This window comes from Klebsiella sp. HMSC09D12, assembly GCF_001808475.1.
Lineage (GTDB): Bacteria > Pseudomonadota > Gammaproteobacteria > Enterobacterales > Enterobacteriaceae > Klebsiella > Klebsiella oxytoca.
On record NZ_KV793449.1, the window covers coordinates 55,214 to 74,678 of the forward strand.

Consider the following 19,465-nt stretch of genomic DNA (forward strand, 5'->3'; position numbering starts at 1 on the left):
CCTCACACCGTCAGCACGACGCAGCTATCGGCGTCCCAGCATAAACGGACTTCATCGCCCCAGGTTGGCGCACCTTTGCGGTAACGGTGCTCGTTCTGCAGCTGAGCGCTGAGCATCTGCCCGCTTTTCAGGCGCACATGGTAGATAGACAGGTCACCGAGATAGGCAATATAGATAACCTCACCTACCGCGAAGTTATAGCCATCCGCCGGTGGGTCCTCGCAGAGCATAATTTTTTCCGGGCGCAGAGCCACCCACACCGGGACGTTATCGACGACGGAGGCATCGGGATCGACCTTCAGCGGATGCGTCAGGCCCGGGGAATCCAGCACCAGGCCATCTTCCTGGCGCTCTTTTACCAGCCCTTCAAAGACGTTAACCGAGCCGATAAACTCCGCGCTGTAGCGGGTAGTTGGGTGCTCGTAAATTTCCTCCGGCTCGCCGATCTGTACGAACTTGCCGCGGTTCATAATGGCGATACGCCCCGCCATGGTCATCGCCTCTTCCTGATCGTGGGTCACCATCACGCAGGTGACGCCGACGCGCTCAAGAATATCGACCACTTCCAGCTGCATCCTGTCGCGCAGCTTCTTATCCAGCGCGCCCATCGGCTCGTCAAGCAGCAGCAGTTTCGGTCTTTTCGCCAGGCTGCGGGCCAGCGCCACGCGTTGACGCTGACCGCCGGAGAGCTGATGCGGTTTACGCTTTGCGAACTCCTGCATATGCACCAGCGCCAGCATCTCCTGCACCCGACTGGTGATTTCAGCCTTAGGCAATTTGTCCTGCTTGAGGCCAAAGGCGATGTTCTGCTCCACCGTCATATGGGGAAAGAGCGCATAGGACTGAAACATCATGTTAATCGGCCGCTGATACGGCGGAACCCGCGCCAGATCGACGCCATCCAGGACAATCTGCCCGGCGGTAGGCTGTTCGAATCCCGCCAGCATGCGCAGCAGGGTTGACTTGCCGCAGCCGGATGCGCCCAGCAGGGCAAAAATTTCGCCTTTATAAATGGTGAGATTGACATCATCGACGGCGTGCTGGCCATCGAAGGACTTCGTTAAATTACGGATTTCGAGCAGCGGGGTCAGCGCTTTGGGGGTTTTCGCCTGCGGGCTAGGAATTACATCATTCACGGGGTGTTCTCCGGCAGAAATCAAATCATGGTGCAGGCGCACCATAACGGTGCGCCTGTTGCCGGCAGCGCGACGCTGATCCGGCCTACAACTCACGGAGAATTACTTACCGCTTTTCACCTTCGTCCATGCGCGAGTACGCACGCGATCGATTTTCGGATCCTGGACTTTCAGGGTGAACAGCTTGGCGAAAACGTCAGCCGGCGGGTAGATGGCCGGATTGCTGCGGATCGCTTCGCTGACCAGCGGCGTAGATGCTTTGTTGCCGTTAGCGTAATAGACATGATCGCTAATATGCGCGATAACGTCCGGACGCATCAGATAGTTCAGGAATTGATAAGCCTCTTCTTTGTTTTTCGCATCTGCCGGCATAGCGAAGACGTCAAAGAACGCCAGCGCGCCCTCTTTCGGGATAAAGTAGGAAACGTTGACCCCGTTCTTCGCTTCTTTCGCCCGGTTAGCCGCCTGCCATACGTCGCCCGCCCAGCCGATCGCGACGCAGATATCGCCGTTCGCCAGGTCGTTGATGTACTGCGAAGAGTGGAAGTAGCGAATATTCGGACGCAGCTTCAGCAGCAGGTCGGTTGCCGGGCCAGTGTAGTCATCGGCTTTGGTGCTATTAGGATCTTTGCCGAGGTAGTTCAGCACGGTGGCGAAAATCTCTTCCGGGGCATCAAGGAAGGAGACGCCGCAGCTTTTCAGTTTCTCCAGATTTTCCGGCTTCATCACCAGATCCCAGCTGTCCAGCGGCGCATCTTTGCCCAACACGGCTTTCACTTTATCGATGTTATAGCCTATGCCGGTTGTCGCCCACAGGTAGGGAATCGCGTATTTATTGTCCGGGTCGTGCTTCGCGACCAGTTTCAGCACTTCCGGATCGAGATTTTTCCAGTTGGGGAGCTTGCTCTTATCCAGCGGCTGGAACACCCCTGCCGCCAGCTGGCGCTCGAGGAAGCTGGCCGACGGCACCACCAGGTCAAATCCGGTGCTGCCCGCCATAAGCTTACCCTCCAGCACTTCATTGGAGTCAAAAACGTCATACACCACTTTAATACCGGTCTCTTTTTCAAAATTCGCCACCGTATCCGGGGCAATATAATCAGACCAGTTATATACATGCAGGTTTTTTTGTTCGGCTGCGAGCGAACCGGCAGAGACGGCCATCAGCGCACCCGTAACCAGACCTGTTAACCATTTTTTACCAAAGGCGGTCATATCTCTTATTCCTTCTCAATGCCCGTTAACAAGCGGGCTGAATATACGCACTTGTTCGCATGCAATAATCATGCATATTTTTTCAATGCCTAAGAAAAGGAGAGAGGACCTCTCCCGGAATGGTTGCCCGCAACTGGAAGCAGCGTCAGAATAACTGTAGCCAGAATAAGAGGCTATAGCCCAGGAGAAAAAACGGCTTTTATCAATTTTTTATGCAATAAGGGTCTATGTGATAAGCCGAAAACGGCGGAATGGCGGTGAAAAATTCTTTACAGGAAGGTTAACAACAGAATAATCGCGGGTAATACGCAGCCACCATGGCAGTGACTGCGCTATTTTTCGCCAGCCTCAGTGAAGAAAATGGTACTGAATATTCTCAGCTATCGGCTCTTCTTCCTCAGACTTATACAGCACCTGGTTAGCACTGGCTTCAAGGATGACCATCGATATCTGTTCTTCGCTCTGGCGGAAAAACCATGCAAACTGATCGATCGTCACACCGACGCCGACGGTCAACGCCTGGCAAACCACCAGTTTCGGCAGATTATCATCCTGAATATCGAGGAAAGCTTTCACCGTCAACGAGCTGGCGTTAATCGCAGAAAGATCGGCGGAAAGCGGCAGGAGCGCGGAGGGTTTCACCTCTGCCAGCGCGGAGAAAAGCACCACGTTATCAACCAGGTCAAGTTTGGCATCAAAAATGCCTTCGAAATTTTGCATATGCGGCAGGTGCAGTGCCTGGCAGGAATCACACTCAAAAAAGCTGATGCCCAATTCGTCGAGCCATTGACGTAACGTATCAAGACCCGGAACGACCAGTGAATCCATATGACCTGTGACCTCTTACTGTGAAAAATGCGACGCCATAGCTTACGCAAAAAAAGCGCCGTATTCCATTACGGTGTCGCGAAAGGCAGCTATCCCCCCATTTTCAGACAAAATCCGGGCGTCGCTTGTCGTTCAATCCAGGCGATCATCTTGCCGGCAATATCGACGCCGGTGGTGGTTTCAACCCCCTCCAGCCCCGGAGAAGCGTTCACTTCCATCACCAGCGGTCCGCGCGTGGCGCGCAGTATATCCACGCCCGCCACGTCCAGCCCGAGCGTTTGCGCCGCCTTAATGGCCATTTCACGCTCCTGCTCGCTGATAAGCGCCACCGAGGCTACGCCGCCGCGATGCAGGTTGGAGCGAAAATCGCCCTCCTTGGCCCGCCGCTCAATCGCCGCGACCACTTCATTACCCACCACGAGGCAGCGCACGTCCCGGCCTTTCGCCTCGGCGATATACTCCTGAACCAGAATATGCGCATTCAGGCCGCGAAAAGCGTCAATGACGCTCTCTGCCGCCTGGCGCGTTTCGGCCAGCACAACGCCGATCCCCTGCGTCCCCTCCACCAGCTTGACCACCAGCGGCGCGCCGCCAACCATGGCGATCAGATCGCTGGTGTCGTCCGGCGAGTGGGCAATACCGGTGAGCGGCAGGTCGATGCCCTGGCGCGCCAGCAGCTGGAGCGAACGCAGCTTGTCGCGGGCGCGCGTGATGGCTACCGATTCATTCAGCGGATAGCTGCCGAGCAGCTCAAACTGACGCAGCGCCGCGGTGCCGTAGTAGGTGATCGCCGTGCCGATACGCGGGATCACGGCGTCAAAATGCGGGAGCTGGCGGCCTTTATAGTGAATTGACGAGGCCACCGGGCTGACGTTCATATAGCAGGAAAGCGGATCGAGGATTTCCACCTGATGACCGCGTTTTTGCGCGGCTTCGCGCAGGCGTCGACATGAATAAAGCGTTCCATCCCGGGATAATATGGCAATTTTCACCCTGCACCTCTGCGAAAAGACCCGCTCTGGCGGGCCTCTGAGTAGCAAACAACGTTTTAAATTAGCGCTGACCTGCGGAATTTCCTTGCGTCAGACCGGGTGCAGTTTACACGCAATCAGCGCGTAGCCCATCCCTGCTTATGCAGATATTCCAGAATAAATGGCCGGCTTTCTTTGACGATAGTCCGGCGGATATGGTCGCTCCAGGTATCGCGACGCGTGTTGCTGCCGCGAGAGAGATAATAGTGCGCCAACTGCTCGTCATATTCAGCAAGGACCGTCTCATCCAGCGGCTGATAGTGATTTTCATGAACCAGCATCGCCGACGGCATGCGCGGTTTCACTTCCGGATTATCGTCAGGCCAGCCAAGGCACAGGCCAAACAGCGGCATTACGTGCTGTGGGAGCTTCAGCAGCTGGGTCACCGCATCAATATTGTTACGCAGCCCGCCGATATAGACGCCGCCCAGGCCAAGAGATTCCGCCGCCACCAGCGCATTCTGCGCCATAATCGCGGTGTCGACGCAGCCCAGCAGGAGCTGTTCGGCGAGCCCCAGCTGAGCGTCCGGGCAGATTTGCAGATTGCGGTTAAAATCAGGGCAGAATACCCAGAATTCCGCAGCCTGCGCCACGTGCTGCTGTCCGCCGCTCAGCGGCACCAGCTGTTGACGTATTTCCGGGTCGGTAACGCGAATAATTGAGGTACATTGTAAAAAACTGGAGCTGGAGGCTCCCTGCGCGCTGGCGATAATTGCGGCGCGCTGTTCTTCGCTGATCGGCGCGTCGGTAAAATGGCGAATAGAACGGTGGCTACGCAGCAGCTCAATGGTCGGCGTCATCTCGTTTTTCTCTGTCAGGCAATGATGAAGGGGAATTTTTCGTTTGCGTCAACTGCGGGGCAACAACTTTCGCCACACGCCAGATTAACGCCACGGCGGCCGGAAGCATCAGCAGGATCCCCGCGAAGATCATCAGCAGCGCCGCTGTCAGGCTGGAAAACGGCGCAGGCAGGCTGACGTACTGATTAAGCGAGAGCCAGGCCAGGGTCAACAGCACCATGCCGATAAACTCAACTACCAGAACGCTTTTGGGTAATGCTGCGGGCGATCGCATAACGCTCCTCCGGTCCAAAGCAATCACGCAACCGGGTAAAAAAGTCGCGTATCAGAGGGAGTATAGCGGTTTCATCAGCAGAATATTTAACAAACATAGCCTTAAGCCATCAAAGCAAAAGGCAGAACCTTCTTTTCCTCGTCGCCATAACGCGGCATGATACGCCCCATTCGCCATCCGGCTGAGGTTTAAGGAGAGAGAGTATGTTTACGGTAATTTTTGGTCGTCCAGGTTGCCCATATTGCGTTCGCGCCAAAGAACTGGCGGAAAAACTGAGCAACGAGCGCGATGATTTTAACTATCGCTACATTGATATCCACGCTGAAGGCATCAGCAAAGCCGATCTGGAGAAAACCGTGGGTAAACCGGTTGAAACCGTACCGCAGATTTTTGTCGATCAGAAGCACATTGGCGGCTGCACCGACTTTGAAGCCTGGGCGAAAGAGAATCTCGGTCTGTTTGCCTGAGACGACTCACTCCTCTGACGAGGGCTTGCGTCTGGTATCAAGCCAGGCGCAAATAAATAAAAAGCACAGCGCGCCCAGCGCGCACCAGAACACCGCGCTAAATAGCCACGCCAGTTCCTGCCAGAAAGATCGTTGAGTGACGAAGAATAACCGCATGACGACCAGACAAATAGGCGCAGCCAGCATAGCGCCGATAAGCGGACGCAGCACCCGCTGACCCGGGGAGAGGCAGCTTGCCGCCGCACCGGGTAGCAAAAAGAACAGCAGCCCGAGCTCAGGGTTACCGGTAGCCCGAAAGGCGCCTTTCATATGTAACAGCAGCGATAAGCAAACCACGATAAATAGAAAGAATCCACAGATAATACCGGCCCAAGCACGCTCAGATTTCACGACATCCTCCTGATTTTGCCTCTAACCAACTTCCACTTCGCCCAGTCAGATAAAGATTCTGGCAATCCATGCCAATAAAAGATCCCGTCAAGGTAATAACGATTGTTGCTAGCCGCAGCCCCCAGGAAAGATTAAACTATCGACTATATTTTGCTGGTTATAACGGGATGCCAGAATAGCGTTCGGGACAACGCGAACACTGGACCAACCTTAGACCAAATAACCATTTCCTTCAACAACTTACTAGTAAATGAGAAGTTGGCTTTCGTGAATATAAACGTCGCAGATTTGTTAAACGGGAATTACATCCTGTTATTGTTCGTTGTACTTGCACTGGGACTCTGCCTCGGGAAACTGCGTCTCGGGTCGGTACAACTTGGTAATTCCATTGGCGTTTTAGTGGTTTCCCTATTATTAGGGCAGCAGCATTTCAGTATTAACACTGACGCCCTCAATCTCGGCTTTATGCTGTTTATTTTTTGCGTCGGCGTAGAAGCGGGACCCAACTTTTTTTCTATTTTTTTTCGCGATGGGAAAAATTACCTGATGCTCGCGCTGGTGATGGTCGGCAGCGCAATGCTGATCGCCATGGGACTGGGTAAGCTCTTCGGCTGGGATATCGGCCTGACGGCCGGGATGCTCGCCGGCGCGATGACGTCTACTCCCGTGCTGGTCGGCGCCGGGGATACGCTTCGCCACTTCGGCATGCCCAGCGATCAGCTCGCCCTTTCGCTCGATCATCTGAGCCTCGGCTATGCGCTGACCTATCTGATTGGCCTGGTCAGCCTGATCGTCGGCGCCCGCTATATGCCGAAGCTGCAGCATCAGGATTTGCAGACCAGCGCCCAGCAAATCGCCCGCGAGCGCGGTCTCGATACCGACTCCCGGCGTAAGGTCTATTTGCCGGTGATCCGCGCCTACCGCGTCGGTCCGGAGCTGGTGGCGTGGGCTGATGGTAAAAATCTGCGCGAGCTGGGTATTTACCGCCAGACCGGCTGCTACATTGAGCGCATCCGCCGCAACGGCATTCTCGCGAACCCGGACGGCGATGCGGTGCTGCAGATGGGCGATGATATCGCCCTGGTGGGCTACCCGGATGCCCATGCCCGCCTCGACCCAAGCTTCCGTAACGGCAAAGAGGTCTTCGACCGCGATCTGCTCGATATGCGCATCGTCACCGAAGAGATCGTGGTCAAAAACCACAATGCCGTCGGCCGTCGCCTGGCGCAGCTGAAGCTGACCGACCACGGCTGCTTCTTAAACCGCGTCATTCGCAGCCAGATCGAAATGCCTATCGACGATAACGTGGTGCTCAACAAGGGCGATGTGCTGCAGGTCAGCGGCGACGCGCGTCGCGTTAAAACCGTCGCCGATCGTATCGGCTTCATCTCCATTCACAGTCAGGTGACCGACCTGCTCGCCTTCTGCGCCTTCTTTATCGTTGGCCTGATGATCGGCATGATCACCTTCCAGTTCAGTTCGTTCAGCTTCGGCATCGGTAACGCCGCCGGTCTGCTGTTTGCCGGCATTATGCTCGGCTTCCTGCGCGCCAACCATCCGACGTTCGGCTACATCCCTCAGGGCGCGCTGAATATGGTGAAAGAGTTCGGCCTGATGGTATTTATGGCCGGCGTGGGGCTCAGCGCGGGCGCCGGGATTAACAACGGCCTCGGCGCCGTCGGCGGTCAGATGCTGGCGGCGGGCCTGATCGTCAGCCTGGTACCGGTGGTTATCTGCTTCCTGTTCGGCGCGTACATCCTGCGCATGAACCGCGCGATGCTCTTCGGCGCCATGATGGGCGCCCGTACCTGCGCGCCGGCGATGGAAATTATCAGCGATACTGCCCGCAGCAATATTCCGGCGCTGGGATACGCGGGGACCTACGCCATCGCTAACGTATTGTTAACCCTGGCAGGTACGCTGATTGTCATCATCTGGCCGGGACTACAGTGAATTTTTTAAGAAAAAAAACGCGCATACGCAGAACTTTTTTTGCTGGCATCAGTCATAAGTAGTGCCACTGCTTTTCTTTGATGTCCCCATTTTGTGGAGCCCATCAACCCCGCCACTTAGGTTCAAGGTTGATGGGTTTTTTGTTTTCTGCGCCCCGCTCACTCTCCCGCCAGCCTTCCCACCATCAGTCGAATTGCTTCTCTGGATAGCGGCGCTCTGTCGGTCACGAAGTGCAGCGTCATACCCTCGATAAAGGCGTCAAGCCCGCGGGCCGTTGCTGGTTCAAACCACTGTTCCAGAGTCTGCTGGCTGCGCAGCATCCAGTTTTGCATGACTGCTTTTAAATTCGGCTGGCTGCTGCAAAAAGCATACAGCTGATACATCAGCTCCATATTGCGTGCGGTGGTCACCTGGGCGCTAAATATCAGCTCGGCAATCGCGTCACAGGCCTCTTCGCGGCTATGCACATCGGCAAAAAACAGCTGATACTGCGCCGACATCTGGCCGGTAAACAGGCTGAACGCTTCTTCGACCAGCGCCTCGATACCGCTGAAATAGTAGGTCAGCGAGCCCAAAGGCACGCCCGCACAGGTGGCGATTTTCCGATGCGTGACCGCGTGGATGCCGTGTATCGCGATCGTGTCCAGCGTCGCCTGCAAAATCCGCTCCCGACGCTGCGGGTCGTTTGGTCGACGGGCCATCAGTGTTCCTCTCTCATTTAAATAGGCGCTTAATCCCTTAGCGGATGCTGGGCGCATTCCTCAGGCTGAATCGAATCATAGAGGTCAATAAAAAAACATTCTTCAGCAAGCAGCCTGGATGTACAAATGTACACAACCTTGCTACTGTTGTCTGCATCTCTCCACTCTCGGGCATTTACGGATGACAGCGCAAACCTCCCGCAGAGCCCTTCAGCTAAGGCTGTGGGCGCTCTTCATGTTCTTTTTTATCCCTGGATTACTCATGGCCTCATGGGCGACCCGCACGCCGGCGATTCGCGATCTGCTCGCGCTCTCGACGGCGGAAATGGGGATTGTATTATTTGGACTATCAATAGGTTCGATGAGCGGCATCCTCTGCTCAGCGTGGCTGGTCAATCGATTCGGCACCCGAAAAGTGATTCGTACCACCATGTCCTGCGCGGTGGTCGGCATGCTGGTCCTCAGCGCCGCGCTATGGTTTACCTCGGCGGTGCTGTTTGCTGTTGGCTTAGCCATCTTCGGCGCCAGCTTTGGTTCAGCGGAAGTGGCGATTAACGTTGAAGGCGCCGCCGTTGAACGCGAAATGAATAAAACCGTGCTGCCGATGATGCATGGTTTCTACAGCTTCGGCACGCTCGTCGGCGCCGGAATAGGCATGGCGGTCACCGGCTTCGGCCTGCCCGCCGCGCCGCACATTCTGCTGGCGGCGCTGGTGGCTGTCGCCCCCATCGCTATCGCCATTCGCGCAATTCCGGAAGGTACAGGCAAGAATGCAGCGGAAGCGGCGCGCCATGAAGGCAAAGGCCTGCCGATATGGCGAGATGCTCAGTTGCTGCTGATTGGCGTCATCGTCCTGGCCATGGCCTTTGCCGAAGGTTCCGCCAACGACTGGCTGCCGCTGCTGATGGTGGACGGCCACGGCTTCAGCCCGACTTCCGGGTCGCTGATTTACGCGGGCTTCACCCTCGGTATGACTCTCGGCCGTTTTACCGGCGGTTGGTTTATTGACCGCTACAGCCGGGTGACGGTGGTTCGCGCCAGCGCGGTCATGGGCGCGCTGGGCATTGGCCTGATTATTTTTGTCGATAACCCGTGGGTCGCCGGCCTCTCCGTACTATTATGGGGCCTCGGCGCATCGCTCGGCTTCCCGCTGACCATTTCCGCCGCCAGCGACACTGGCCCGGATGCACCGAAGCGCGTCAGCGTGGTGGCGATTACCGGCTACCTCGCCTTCCTCGTCGGGCCGCCGCTGCTGGGCTTCCTCGGCGAGCACTTCGGTCTGCGTAGCGCCATGATGGTAGTGCTGGCATTGGTGCTGGTCGCGGCCATCGTCGCCCGGGCGGTTGCGAAGCCACACTCTGAACCCGTGATGGAGAATAGTTAATGAGCATCAAATTGATTGCGGTAGACATGGATGGCACCTTTCTGAGCGATGCCAAAACCTATAACCGTCAGCGCTTCCTCGCCCAGTATCAGCGGATGCGCGAGCAGGGCATCCGCTTCGTCGTCGCCAGCGGCAACCAGTATTACCAGCTTATCTCCTTCTTCCCGGAGGTAGCGCACGAGATCGCCTTTGTCGCCGAAAACGGCGGCTGGGTGGTCAGCGCCGGAGAAGATGTATTTAACTGCCGGATGCCGCAGGAACATTTCAATACCGTCATCGATCATCTCCAGACGCTGACCAACATTGAAATCATCGCCTGCGGTAAGCGCAGCGCTTATACCCTCAACCAGTATAATGATGAGCTGAAAGCGGTCGCGGCAAAGTACTATCATCGCCTCGAACTGGTCGACGACTTTAATCATATTGCTGATGATGCGATTCTGAAATTTGGCCTCAACGTCCCGGACCAGCTGATCCCTGAGATACAGCCTAAGCTGCACGCCGCGCTTGGCGATATGGTAACCGCAGTCGCTACCGGCTACGGCAGCATTGACCTGATTATTCCTGGAGTACACAAAGCTAACGGCCTGCGCATCCTGCAGGAGCGCTGGGGGATCGACAATCATGAAGTGGTCGCCTTTGGCGATAGCGGCAACGATATTGAAATGCTGCAGCATGCCGGATTCGGTTACGCGATGGCCAACGCCGCCGCGCCGGTGAAGGCCGTTGCTGGCTATCGTGCGCCGCACAATAACGAAGAAGGCGTACTCCATATCATTGATAAAGTGCTTAATCGCGAAGCGCCGTTCGTCTGAGACAGCGCCTGCTGCGGCGCGTAACGTCGCAGCAGGTCATTGGAGAGTTACTGCGGTTCGAGGGAGCTGCCTACGCGTTTGTCCTTCAGGAAGTAGACCATCATCGCCAGCCAGAGCACCCCGCTAAGCAAATTCAGCAAACTGAAGAGTCCGCTGCCGCCAGACTCATAGGCGTGCTTGCTCACTTCAATACCCACGGTAAAGATCAGCATTTGCAGCATCCCCATCGCCGCCGATACCGTCCCCTTGCTCATTTCGCTGGCAAACAGCGTCAGGCGCACCAGCCCGGCGTTAGCAAGCCCAATGCCGAAGGCGTAAACGCTCAGCCCGGCGGTCATCCACAAATAAGCGTGCGTCGAGGCGACCGTAGCGACGGCGGAAATCAGCAGGCCAAGCATAATTGGCCAGCCGCCGAGGATAATCAACGAACGCACCGTTTTGCGGGAAGTCTGGCGCGCCAGCACCAGGTTACCGGCGATCAACGCGCCAAAGATTGGCACCTGCAGCAAGCCATATTCGTAGCTGGTCGCCTGCTCGCCGCTAATGATAATCACCGGCGACTGGGCTATCCACGCCAGCAGCGGCAGGCTGACAAAACCGGTGGCCAGCGCGCCGGCGACAAAGCGCAGGTTTTTCAGCACTTCACGATAATCACGCCCCAGCTCTTTGACCGAGAGTTTCTCGCCCATGCGGGTGGCGGTTTCCGGCATCGCCCGCTGTAGCCCGAAGAAGGCGATAGCGGCCAGTACGGCAAACAGGACAAACATCATCTCCCACGGCAAGATATGTACCCAGGCCGCGCCCACCAGCGGCCCAAGCAGCGGCGCAATCAGCGCGACGTTGGCCATTAAGGCGGTAATCTTGATGCATACCGCCTCTTCAAAAGACTCCTGTATCGCCGCATAGCCAACCGCGCCAATAAAGCACAGGCTGATACCCTGCAAAAAGCGCAGCAGCGTGAACTGCTCAATAGTTTGCGCCAGCAGCGTCGCCAGGCAGGTCACGATAAACCACACCACCCCGGTCAGCATGACCGGACGGCGGCCGATGCGGTCCGAAAGCGGGCCCAGCAGCCACTGTAAAAACATACCGCCGGCGAGATAGGCGGTCATGGAGGTCGGAACCCATTCATTGCCAACGCCAAACTCTTCCACGACCGAGAGCATGCCCGGCTGGATCATATCATTGCCGATATAGGTGGCGAATTCGTATAACACCAGGCACAGCGGAAAGAGCAGCGCCTGACGTCCGAGGCGTTTGCCTGAAAGTGAAGAATTGTGCATGAAATCTCTTATTTAAATAAAACCGCGCAAAGTTTAATGAAAGTCGTGCCGGGGAGATAGCGAATTGTGAGCGATGACGAAAAATATCGCCATTCTGCAACCTCTTCGCCACCAGCGAATAAAAAATCCCGCTGTATGTATTTCGTTTATGTTTCAATTAGATTACACACTATATACTCCTTTATTCAGTCTGTTAACGAAGATACATGCAAGATTTCACTCATAACAAACTGATAATTAAGAAAATACTGCTTTACCTTAGCGCCACCGTTTCTTAGGGTGGGCGGCTTGTTGATAACGGATTAAAGAGCCCGGACGTATGCTGGAAAATATTAACTACTCGCTGTTTGCATTACTCAATGCCACTCCCTCGTCCCCGTGGTGGGCGATAGAGATCGCGACGTTTATCGCCAAAGACCTGATTATTATTGTGCCATTATTGGTATTAGCCTTATGGCTTTGGGGTCCAAACCAGCGTCAGCTAGTATTTAAGGTGATGATGGCATTAGCCATTAGTCTTACGCTGTCATGGATATTCGGCGCGCTTTTTCCGCACGAACGGCCGTTCGCCGCCGGTATGGGTTATAACTTCCTGCACCACTCGCCCAACAACTCCTTCCCGAGCAATCACGGCACCATCTGCTTTACCTTTGCGCTGGCCTTTATGTTCTGGCACCGCCTGTGGTCGGGAGTCCTGCTTTTCGCCGTTGCCTGCGCAATTGCCTGGTCCAGGGTCTATCTCGGCGTTCACTGGCCGATGGATATGCTGGGCGGACTTCTCACCGCGATGAGCGCCTGTCTAAGCGCCCAGCTTTTGTGGCAAAGCGGCGGAAAGACCCTTTATCAGCATCTGCAGCGGCTGTACCGCCTGTTCTTTTCGCTACCGATTCGCAAAGGCTGGGTGCGCGAATAACCTGTTTCTCAGCCGCCGGTAAAATGCGGCAGAGCCCAACGCCTGCGCGTGACTAAACCTCTTTCGGCAGGTAAAATCGCCGCTGACGCCCTGTCGATGCAGGGCGCTTTAGCCTAGAGGGAATATGGAAACTCGTCGTGACGAACGCATCAGCCAGCTTATTCAGGCACTCAAGCGCAGTGATAAACTGCATCTAAAAGAAGCGGCCACCCTGCTTGGGGTGTCAGAGATGACTATTCGTCGCGACCTCAACGGCCACAGCGGCCCGGTCGTTTTGCTGGGCGGCTATATCGTTCTGGAGCCGCGCAGCGCGACGCACTATCTGCTAAGCGACCAGAAAACGCGCCTTGTTGATGAAAAACGCCGCGCCGCCCGCCATGCGGCAAAGCTGCTTGAGGCTCATCAGATGGCCTTTTTCGACTGCGGGACCACCACGCCGTGGATTATCGATGCCATCGACAACGCCCTGCCGTTTACCGGGGTCTGCTATTCGCTCAACACCTTCCTTTCCTTGCAGGAAAAGCCACAGTGCCGCGCGATTTTATGCGGCGGCGAGTTCCACGCCAGCAACGCCATTTTTAAACCGCTGAGCCTGCAGGATACGCTAAGCCATCTTTGCCCGGATATCGCGTTTTATTCCGCCGCGGGCGTCGATTGCGAGCAGGGAGCGACCTGCTTTAACCTCGAGGAGCTGCCGGTTAAACACTGGTCGATGAAAAGCGCGCGCTACCACGTGCTGGTCGTCGATCACAGTAAATTTGGCAAAGTTCGGCCGGCGCGGATGGGCGATTTATCGCAGTTTGACGTGATTGCCAGCGACGTGTGTCCGGATGACGAGCTGCTTACGCTGGCGAAAGAAGAACAAATTTCACTCCTTTACTAAAACCGCGCCCCGCAGGGCGCGGCCTGCATTTTACGAGAACCAGCCGCCGAACCAGCCGTGCAGTTTCATCAGCACGAAATCGATCATCCGGCTAAAGAACCCGCCTTCATTGACCGCTTCCATAACAATCAGCGGCCGCTGTTCAATGGTTTTATCATTCAGTTTAAAGTCGATGGTGCCGACAACCTGCCCTTTAGTCAGCGGTGCGGTCAGCTGCGTATCATTCAGGGTGTAGCTGGCCTTCAGGTTTTTCAGCTGGCCTTTCGGCAGCGTGATGGAACCGGCATCGCCCGCGCCAAGCTTCGCTTCACTGCTATCGCCAAACCAGACGCGCTGGGTAATGAAGGTGGCATCAGGTTTAATCGGCGTCACGGTTTCATAAAAGCGGAAGCCCCAGGTCAGCAATTTTTCAGATTCGTTAAATCGGATACGGTCAGTTTTGGTGCCGAGCACGACGGCAATCAGGCGCATGTCGTTTTGCGTCGCGGAAGAGACCAGATTGTAGCCCGCACCGGCGGTGGTTCCGGTTTTCACGCCGTCAGCGTTAAGGTTCGTGCTCCACAGCAGGCGGTTACGGTTCGGCTGACGGATTTTGTTGAAAGTGAACTCTTTTTCTTTGTGGATCGCATACTCTTCCGGCACATCATGGATCATCGCTTTGGTCAGCAGCGCCATATCGCGGGCGGTACTGAACTGACCCGGCGCATCAAGCCCGTGCACGGTCTTAAAGGTGGTATTGGTGAGGCCCATCTTCTGCGCATAGCCGTTCATCAGGCTGACAAAGGCGTCCTGGCTGCCCGCCACGTAGTCGGCAATCGCGATGCTGGCGTCGTTGCCGGACTGAATGATAACGCCCTTGTTAAGATCTTCCACCGACACCTGCATTCCAGGCTTGAGGAACATCACCGAGGAGCCGCGCAGCGCCGGGTTACCGGTGGCCCACGCATCGCGCCCGATGGTCACCATATCCGTAGACTTAATCTTACCCGCCTTTAGCGCCTGGCCGACAACGTAGCTGGTCATGATCTTGGTCAGGCTTGCCGGATCGAGTTTTTCATCGGCATTGCCTTCGCTGAGTACTTTGCCGCTGGCATAGTCCATCAGGATCCAGGCGCGCGCGTCAATGGATGGCGCATCGGGGAGTTGTTCCGCAGCCTGCACCGCAGGCGCGACGAGAAATAAAAGCGCGCAGCCTGCCGCGAGGCCGCGAAGGGAAAAAGCATCATGCGTCATAAGAGCCACCCAAGTATCCTTTCCAAACAAAAATATGCCGCCACACTCGTTCCGCGCCGCAGCAGCCGGTGAGTAAAGCGTACAAATGACCTTAAAGAAACAGCGAGTTGGTAAAGTTTTTAAAGTTTACGCAATAACCTCGCGCGGCGCTGCAAACAGCGCAATTTTTTTGATCGCGGTTGCCTAAATATTAACTTTATTATGGCATGCAAAAAATTAGTTTAGCAAATTCAATGATCTGCCATATTTTCAATGATATAGCGCGGTTGACTTCGGGACAAATGCGGACAAATGCGGACATTTGATTGCCCCAAACCGTGCCCCAAACGCCATTTTGCCCCAAAATCTGCCCCATTTTTACCCCCTTTAAACAGGGCTATCATCCTGCCTCATATCGTTGATCACGTGCGTTGCGACTCCGAGCACTTCAACCTCATCCATGGCATCACCTTCAATCGATTCTCCCTCTACCGTGATGAAAGATCTACCCATTAGCTTTGCAAACTGAAGTTCGCCAGCAGAACGAATGAGCAGAATACTCCCCTGCTTTACCTTCAGCGACAAGTCCAGAACAACATACCCACGGTCAGTTGAGATAACTCGCGAGTTCGCTCCGATATTGCACAGAGAGTTCACGGTCAGGGTGCTTTCAACATAATCTGTGGCCGGCGATGGAAAGCCCATTACATGACCCTCCCCATGTTTCTCAAAATCCACAAACGGTTTTCGCTGTGGTCCGGGGTCTTGTCAGCAAAGCAGTTCTGATATCGCTCTATCCAGCGATTGGCCTCGGACTCAGAGAAGTGGATGCCGCGCCGCTGCAGCGAAGATACGAAATCCCTGGTGTGCAGGTACTGGTAGCCTTTCGAGTTTCGAAGAATTGACTCCCGAAAGGCGTTGTTGATGTCTGATTGTCTGAGCATGACCTTCCCCCCCTTATGATACTGTTTTTATATACAGTAGTTTTATTGAAAGGGAAGATCAATAGCGTTTGAACAACCACTTGTCTGTTTGATGACTTACACAGCTACAGCTCCAGCAAATTCATCAGTTTGCATAAGCTGATATTCTGCCTGCTCAGTCCACGGTTTTGAGGATGACGTATCCAGAGTGACAGGATACTCGCCTACATTAACCTTTGCCGCGTCATTGTATCGAACAGACAAAGAGGCTTTAACCAGCCCCGCATCATCCTGCCTGACACTTTCGACAGAGTAAATCAGGTCGATGTTTATCTGCTTATCGCACAAATAGCCACCGAGGTAATGAATCTGAACAGTTTTTGTCGCAGATAATTTAAAGGACATTTGCACCTTCTTATTAGTTCGTTAAGGGATTAAACTCTGGCAGTAACTGGATTTCATCTTCTGCCCCTGAAATATCAGAATCAGAATCAACGCTTACCATGTAAATGCCATGGTAAATATCACTTCCATCTGAACATTTCGCCCAAAGGTGTGCGTAGTAACGCTCTTCTCCATCAATACCAAATGGCTTTTTGATAATGTCTTTGACATACATTGTCAGCCACGCTTCATCAGGGATGTTTTGTGTAACATGAATGAGGGGTGAGTGTTTAAACGACATACATACTCCGGTTAATTTTGAATTACCTGCCTGCCAAGATATATTTGCTGGGCGTAGAAGTTTGCGCACTCACGGATAGGCTGGCCCATCGCGGTATAACCATAATCATTAAAATGGTTGTAGTTAGCAGGAATGTAAACCCCTGACCATCCCACTGTTTCAACAGCACGCATAAACGATATTTCACCCTCTGCGATGTACACATTTTTGTTTCTGGCACTTGAGCGATAAGAGTTGTTTGCCATCCAGAAACGCACGTCCCCAGAAACCTCAACTCCGCTCCCCGTCCAGTCTCGCGATACAACAGATTGTGATGGTGGCGGGAAAAGAACAAGCTCCATATCCATGTTGACTTGCATAATATTAACGGACGCACTACTGGCTTCTGAAATGGGTTCGTTGACAGTCACCACGGTTCTGTCTGCTGATATGGAGGCTATTGTATATGTTCCGACGTTAGGGCCAGAGCCAACCTTTAATGAATCTCCTGCCTTTAATATATTTCCGCCATACTGCGCGTTGGCAAACGCATTCTGCGTAATAGTATTCGCTACTGGATCAAATACAAAGCTGGTTGAAACATTAAATGTCCTGACTGGATAGGATGATGCCACTCCATTTGGTAAAGCATAGGTAATTTTAGTCACATCATTATGTGGTGACGTACAAACAATCGGTATAGCTCCTCGGGCCAGACACTTATCAATAATCGCATCGAGCGTATTAGCTGCACCGGTATATGTTTCACCAGCATTGAAATTGGCCACTGGCGCATCATTCATTCCTGGGACAATCAAAACAAAATCACTGGTTGCGTAGGGCGAAGCATCAAGTTGCGCTGAAAATTGTGAAATAGCCGTAGTCGGAACACACTGGTTATCATTGATAATTTCCAGATTACCAAAATACTTTAGCTGTTTTTTCAGTTGATCAACGAATTGAGCATTTGGCGCATAGACAGAGCCATCACTGGAACCAGCCCCCACTCCGATAGATGACCCTATAGACGTGCAGATAATCTGATTTGGCGTGACCGTTTTGACGCCGGCAGTAAACGAAATACCCCCGAATGGCGACGTTACCAGTTTTGCCTTCAATGATGCCAGCGGGTCACTGACCGCCCCCTGTAGCGCAGTGACGTTTTTACCTAGGTTAATAATGTCGGTTGTCGGGTCCCCAGAGAGCAAAAGTTTGAAATTACTAACCGGAGAGCCGCGATACTGAACTGTAACGGGCTTCGCTACCTGCAACTCGCCACCGGTCAGTGCGGTGTTTGCCCCTTTCAGCAGGGTGCGCGTCACGGAGTTCCCGTACATGTCAGTAATAACCAGCGTCGTTGCGCCAGTGTTTGCTACCACGGGTTCAAATGTCAGTTGGGTGCCGTCGCCCAACAGGCCGGGGATAGTCAGGGAAATGGCGTTTGGGCTGCTTGTGTCACTGGTCACTATCGCCCTGGCGTATGCGTTGAGCAGGCGAGAACGATCTGCCGGATAGGTCAGCAGCCGAAAATCTGCTGATGCGAAATTGAATTTAACGAGATAAGTATAACCCGCTACCAAATCACCAGCCGCGACGTTCGAACCGTTATTCTGCTTTATCTGGCGAGCGGTACCGCCATTGACTGAAAGCGTTGGCGTTCTGGTCGTGTTAGTAGCGTTCGGAGTAAAGAGGAACACACGATCAGAAGCAACAATACCAGGGATTGTAGATGCGGTGCCGGAATATGCGTCGGCATTATTAACAACTCCCGAAAGTAACGCGATGCTGTTTATTTCCAGTGCTGAAATTCTGACAGCCAACTCGGCCGCTACCGGACCGGATGCGACCATAACAAAATTATTAGCAGTCCCGGTTCTGAATTGCATCAAAACGGGCTGGCCCAGAAGTAATTCACCTCCGGTTAACGTCCCGTTGTTTTGCTTCTGTATTGCGCGCGTGACGCTGTTTCCCTTCGTATCTGTAACGGTCACATTGACCGCAGCAGTGTTTAGAATTGGGGAAAGAAAATAGACCAGGCTACCTTCAATCAACAGTCCAGGAATGGTGATAGCGATAGTATTAGCCGCGCTGCTGCTAACCGCGGTAGCAGACTGATATCCCGTTGGAATCGCCGATGGCATTTTCCGACCCGTTGCAACCAGCGTACCGCCGACATTCATATACTCAATAGCCAGATAAGCATCATCAGGACTGCGCACATAGGTTGTTGACCCATCCGGGATATTGACGATATCCGTCTGGGCCGCCTCAAGCGTCATGTACTGCTTACTCAATGGCACAAGGTTCTGACGAATCTCGTCATTTTTCGCCATGAATCCGCGCCAGGTATCCAGATCAACACCCGCGCGATCAGGCACGGTGAGAGCGTCCGAGTTCACCAGCTTATCCAGGCGCTCGGCATTATCGAGCAGCACCGCCGGAGAAGTACTCCCCAGCTCCGGGTTAAAGGCCATGTTTTTTGCTCCAAAAAAGGCGTTCGCGCAAACGAGGGTTTGAGCGAAAAGAGTTAATTAGGGGTTGTTATGGGGTATTACGCGACGTCGCCGGGGTATGTGGCGTCGTCGTACTGGTA

At 54.2% G+C, this 19,465-nt stretch carries 22 protein-coding genes; 6 read left to right on the top strand and 16 right to left on the bottom strand.

From position 1 onward, the window contains the following. Window positions 1-2: 2 nt before the first annotated feature. The 6 genes from potG to HMPREF3178_RS08705 form a co-directional block, all read right to left on the bottom strand. A complete protein-coding gene (gene potG / locus HMPREF3178_RS08680; RefSeq protein WP_085955787.1) occupies window positions 3-1,136 on the bottom strand; it encodes a putrescine ABC transporter ATP-binding subunit PotG in 1,134 nt (377 codons plus the stop codon). Between the two features lie 102 nt (window positions 1,137-1,238). Continuing rightward, window positions 1,239-2,351, bottom strand: coding sequence for a spermidine/putrescine ABC transporter substrate-binding protein PotF (gene potF / locus HMPREF3178_RS08685; RefSeq protein ID WP_017146221.1), 1,113 nt, complete (start codon window positions 2,349-2,351; stop codon window positions 1,239-1,241). A 348-nt stretch (window positions 2,352-2,699) separates the two neighbouring features. Further along, window positions 2,700-3,179: a type III secretion system chaperone family protein gene (locus HMPREF3178_RS08690; RefSeq protein ID WP_004100577.1), complete on the bottom strand. Its 480-nt coding sequence runs from the start codon at window positions 3,177-3,179 to the stop codon at window positions 2,700-2,702. Between the two features lie 89 nt (window positions 3,180-3,268). Beyond that, window positions 3,269-4,171 carry a 30S ribosomal protein S6--L-glutamate ligase gene (gene rimK, locus HMPREF3178_RS08695; protein ID WP_004100575.1) on the bottom strand — a complete coding sequence of 301 codons (903 nt, stop codon included), beginning with the start codon at window positions 4,169-4,171 and terminating at the stop codon, window positions 3,269-3,271. Between the two features lie 116 nt (window positions 4,172-4,287). Beyond that, the gene (gene nfsA / locus HMPREF3178_RS08700) at window positions 4,288-5,010 is read right to left on the bottom strand and encodes a nitroreductase NfsA (RefSeq protein WP_004111822.1); all 723 of its coding nucleotides are present in this window, start codon (window positions 5,008-5,010) and stop codon (window positions 4,288-4,290) included. Next, window positions 4,994-5,284, bottom strand: coding sequence for a YbjC family protein (locus HMPREF3178_RS08705; RefSeq protein WP_017146222.1), 291 nt, complete (start codon window positions 5,282-5,284; stop codon window positions 4,994-4,996). Before HMPREF3178_RS08705 ends, nfsA begins: the two co-directional genes overlap by 17 nt. Before the next feature lie 203 nt (window positions 5,285-5,487). Here HMPREF3178_RS08705 and HMPREF3178_RS08710 point away from each other — a divergent pair, with 203 nt between their 5' ends. Further along, window positions 5,488-5,751 carry a GrxA family glutaredoxin gene (locus HMPREF3178_RS08710; RefSeq protein ID WP_004100567.1) on the top strand — a complete coding sequence of 88 codons (264 nt, stop codon included), beginning with the start codon at window positions 5,488-5,490 and terminating at the stop codon, window positions 5,749-5,751. Window positions 5,752-5,757: 6 nt separating this feature from the next. Here the strand turns inward: HMPREF3178_RS08710 and ybjM are convergent, their stop codons facing one another. Continuing rightward, window positions 5,758-6,141, bottom strand: a complete 384-nt coding sequence (ybjM, locus tag HMPREF3178_RS08715) for an inner membrane protein YbjM (protein ID WP_004100565.1) — start codon at window positions 6,139-6,141, stop codon at window positions 5,758-5,760. Window positions 6,142-6,408: 267 nt separating this feature from the next. On the opposite strand from ybjM, the gene HMPREF3178_RS08720 reads away from it, so the two are divergent. Continuing rightward, window positions 6,409-8,094 (top strand): aspartate:alanine antiporter, encoded by a 1,686-nt coding sequence (locus HMPREF3178_RS08720; protein ID WP_004100564.1) that lies wholly within the window; start codon window positions 6,409-6,411, stop codon window positions 8,092-8,094. 158 nt (window positions 8,095-8,252) lie between these two features. Here the strand turns inward: HMPREF3178_RS08720 and HMPREF3178_RS08725 are convergent, their stop codons facing one another. Beyond that, the gene (locus HMPREF3178_RS08725; RefSeq protein WP_004100562.1) at window positions 8,253-8,795 is read right to left on the bottom strand and encodes a TetR/AcrR family transcriptional regulator; all 543 of its coding nucleotides are present in this window, start codon (window positions 8,793-8,795) and stop codon (window positions 8,253-8,255) included. 181 nt (window positions 8,796-8,976) lie between these two features. On the opposite strand from HMPREF3178_RS08725, the gene HMPREF3178_RS08730 reads away from it, so the two are divergent. Together HMPREF3178_RS08730 and HMPREF3178_RS08735 are read left to right on the top strand one after the other, a co-directional pair. After that, window positions 8,977-10,179, top strand: a complete 1,203-nt coding sequence (locus HMPREF3178_RS08730) for an MFS transporter (RefSeq protein WP_017146224.1) — start codon at window positions 8,977-8,979, stop codon at window positions 10,177-10,179. Then, entirely contained in the window at window positions 10,179-10,994 is an 816-nt protein-coding gene (locus HMPREF3178_RS08735; protein WP_017146225.1) for a Cof-type HAD-IIB family hydrolase, read from the top strand. Before HMPREF3178_RS08730 ends, HMPREF3178_RS08735 begins: the two co-directional genes overlap by 1 nt. Before the next feature lie 47 nt (window positions 10,995-11,041). On the opposite strand, the gene HMPREF3178_RS08740 is transcribed toward HMPREF3178_RS08735, so the two are convergent. Continuing rightward, window positions 11,042-12,277, bottom strand: a complete 1,236-nt coding sequence (locus HMPREF3178_RS08740; protein ID WP_017146226.1) for an MFS transporter — start codon at window positions 12,275-12,277, stop codon at window positions 11,042-11,044. Between the two features lie 319 nt (window positions 12,278-12,596). Here HMPREF3178_RS08740 and ybjG point away from each other — a divergent pair, with 319 nt between their 5' ends. Both ybjG and deoR read left to right on the top strand, forming a co-directional pair. Beyond that, a complete protein-coding gene (gene ybjG, locus HMPREF3178_RS08745) occupies window positions 12,597-13,190 on the top strand; it encodes an undecaprenyl-diphosphate phosphatase (RefSeq protein ID WP_004100554.1) in 594 nt (197 codons plus the stop codon). 124 nt (window positions 13,191-13,314) lie between these two features. Beyond that, window positions 13,315-14,073, top strand: a complete 759-nt coding sequence (deoR, locus tag HMPREF3178_RS08750) for a DNA-binding transcriptional repressor DeoR (RefSeq protein ID WP_017146227.1) — start codon at window positions 13,315-13,317, stop codon at window positions 14,071-14,073. 30 nt (window positions 14,074-14,103) lie between these two features. Here the strand turns inward: deoR and dacC are convergent, their stop codons facing one another. From dacC to HMPREF3178_RS31655, 7 genes are all read right to left on the bottom strand, one after another. Beyond that, window positions 14,104-15,306, bottom strand: a complete 1,203-nt coding sequence (gene dacC / locus HMPREF3178_RS08755) for a serine-type D-Ala-D-Ala carboxypeptidase (RefSeq protein WP_016808089.1) — start codon at window positions 15,304-15,306, stop codon at window positions 14,104-14,106. Between the two features lie 199 nt (window positions 15,307-15,505). Continuing rightward, window positions 15,506-15,661 (bottom strand): hypothetical protein, encoded by a 156-nt coding sequence (locus HMPREF3178_RS31255; protein ID WP_175438954.1) that lies wholly within the window; start codon window positions 15,659-15,661, stop codon window positions 15,506-15,508. A gap of 11 nt (window positions 15,662-15,672) precedes the next feature. Next, window positions 15,673-15,990: a S24/S26 family peptidase gene (locus HMPREF3178_RS08760; RefSeq protein ID WP_070585124.1), complete on the bottom strand. Its 318-nt coding sequence runs from the start codon at window positions 15,988-15,990 to the stop codon at window positions 15,673-15,675. After that, on the bottom strand, window positions 15,990-16,229 hold the full coding sequence (locus HMPREF3178_RS31650; protein ID WP_049594409.1) for a hypothetical protein: 240 nt from the start codon (window positions 16,227-16,229) through the stop codon (window positions 15,990-15,992). The genes HMPREF3178_RS08760 and HMPREF3178_RS31650 overlap by 1 nt, the downstream gene beginning before the upstream one ends. 96 nt (window positions 16,230-16,325) lie before the next feature. Then, on the bottom strand, window positions 16,326-16,613 hold the full coding sequence (locus tag HMPREF3178_RS08770) for a hypothetical protein (RefSeq protein WP_070585126.1): 288 nt from the start codon (window positions 16,611-16,613) through the stop codon (window positions 16,326-16,328). Window positions 16,614-16,626: 13 nt separating this feature from the next. Beyond that, a complete protein-coding gene (locus HMPREF3178_RS08775) occupies window positions 16,627-16,893 on the bottom strand; it encodes a hypothetical protein (protein ID WP_070585128.1) in 267 nt (88 codons plus the stop codon). An 11-nt stretch (window positions 16,894-16,904) separates the two neighbouring features. Further along, the gene (locus HMPREF3178_RS31655; RefSeq protein ID WP_228290379.1) at window positions 16,905-19,346 is read right to left on the bottom strand and encodes a hypothetical protein; all 2,442 of its coding nucleotides are present in this window, start codon (window positions 19,344-19,346) and stop codon (window positions 16,905-16,907) included. Window positions 19,347-19,465 lie beyond the last annotated feature (119 nt).

Coding starts and splice junctions, on each gene's coding strand:
- potF (WP_017146221.1), bottom strand. CDS start 2,351: ATGACCGCCTTTGGTAAAAAATGGTTAACAGGTCTGGTTACGGGTGCG.
- HMPREF3178_RS08690 (WP_004100577.1), bottom strand. CDS start 3,179: ATGGATTCACTGGTCGTTCCGGGTCTTGATACGTTACGTCAATGGCTC.
- nfsA (WP_004111822.1), bottom strand. CDS start 5,010: ATGACGCCGACCATTGAGCTGCTGCGTAGCCACCGTTCTATTCGCCAT.
- HMPREF3178_RS08705 (WP_017146222.1), bottom strand. CDS start 5,284: ATGCGATCGCCCGCAGCATTACCCAAAAGCGTTCTGGTAGTTGAGTTT.
- HMPREF3178_RS08710 (WP_004100567.1), top strand. CDS start 5,488: ATGTTTACGGTAATTTTTGGTCGTCCAGGTTGCCCATATTGCGTTCGC.
- HMPREF3178_RS08725 (WP_004100562.1), bottom strand. CDS start 8,795: ATGGCCCGTCGACCAAACGACCCGCAGCGTCGGGAGCGGATTTTGCAG.
- HMPREF3178_RS08730 (WP_017146224.1), top strand. CDS start 8,977: ATGACAGCGCAAACCTCCCGCAGAGCCCTTCAGCTAAGGCTGTGGGCG.
- HMPREF3178_RS08735 (WP_017146225.1), top strand. CDS start 10,179: ATGAGCATCAAATTGATTGCGGTAGACATGGATGGCACCTTTCTGAGC.
- HMPREF3178_RS08740 (WP_017146226.1), bottom strand. CDS start 12,277: ATGCACAATTCTTCACTTTCAGGCAAACGCCTCGGACGTCAGGCGCTG.
- ybjG (WP_004100554.1), top strand. CDS start 12,597: ATGCTGGAAAATATTAACTACTCGCTGTTTGCATTACTCAATGCCACT.
- deoR (WP_017146227.1), top strand. CDS start 13,315: ATGGAAACTCGTCGTGACGAACGCATCAGCCAGCTTATTCAGGCACTC.
- dacC (WP_016808089.1), bottom strand. CDS start 15,306: ATGACGCATGATGCTTTTTCCCTTCGCGGCCTCGCGGCAGGCTGCGCG.
- HMPREF3178_RS31255 (WP_175438954.1), bottom strand. CDS start 15,661: ATGGGGCAGATTTTGGGGCAAAATGGCGTTTGGGGCACGGTTTGGGGC.
- HMPREF3178_RS08760 (WP_070585124.1), bottom strand. CDS start 15,990: ATGGGCTTTCCATCGCCGGCCACAGATTATGTTGAAAGCACCCTGACC.
- HMPREF3178_RS31650 (WP_049594409.1), bottom strand. CDS start 16,229: ATGCTCAGACAATCAGACATCAACAACGCCTTTCGGGAGTCAATTCTT.
- HMPREF3178_RS08770 (WP_070585126.1), bottom strand. CDS start 16,613: ATGTCCTTTAAATTATCTGCGACAAAAACTGTTCAGATTCATTACCTC.
- HMPREF3178_RS08775 (WP_070585128.1), bottom strand. CDS start 16,893: ATGTCGTTTAAACACTCACCCCTCATTCATGTTACACAAAACATCCCT.
- HMPREF3178_RS31655 (WP_228290379.1), bottom strand. CDS start 19,346: ATGGCCTTTAACCCGGAGCTGGGGAGTACTTCTCCGGCGGTGCTGCTC.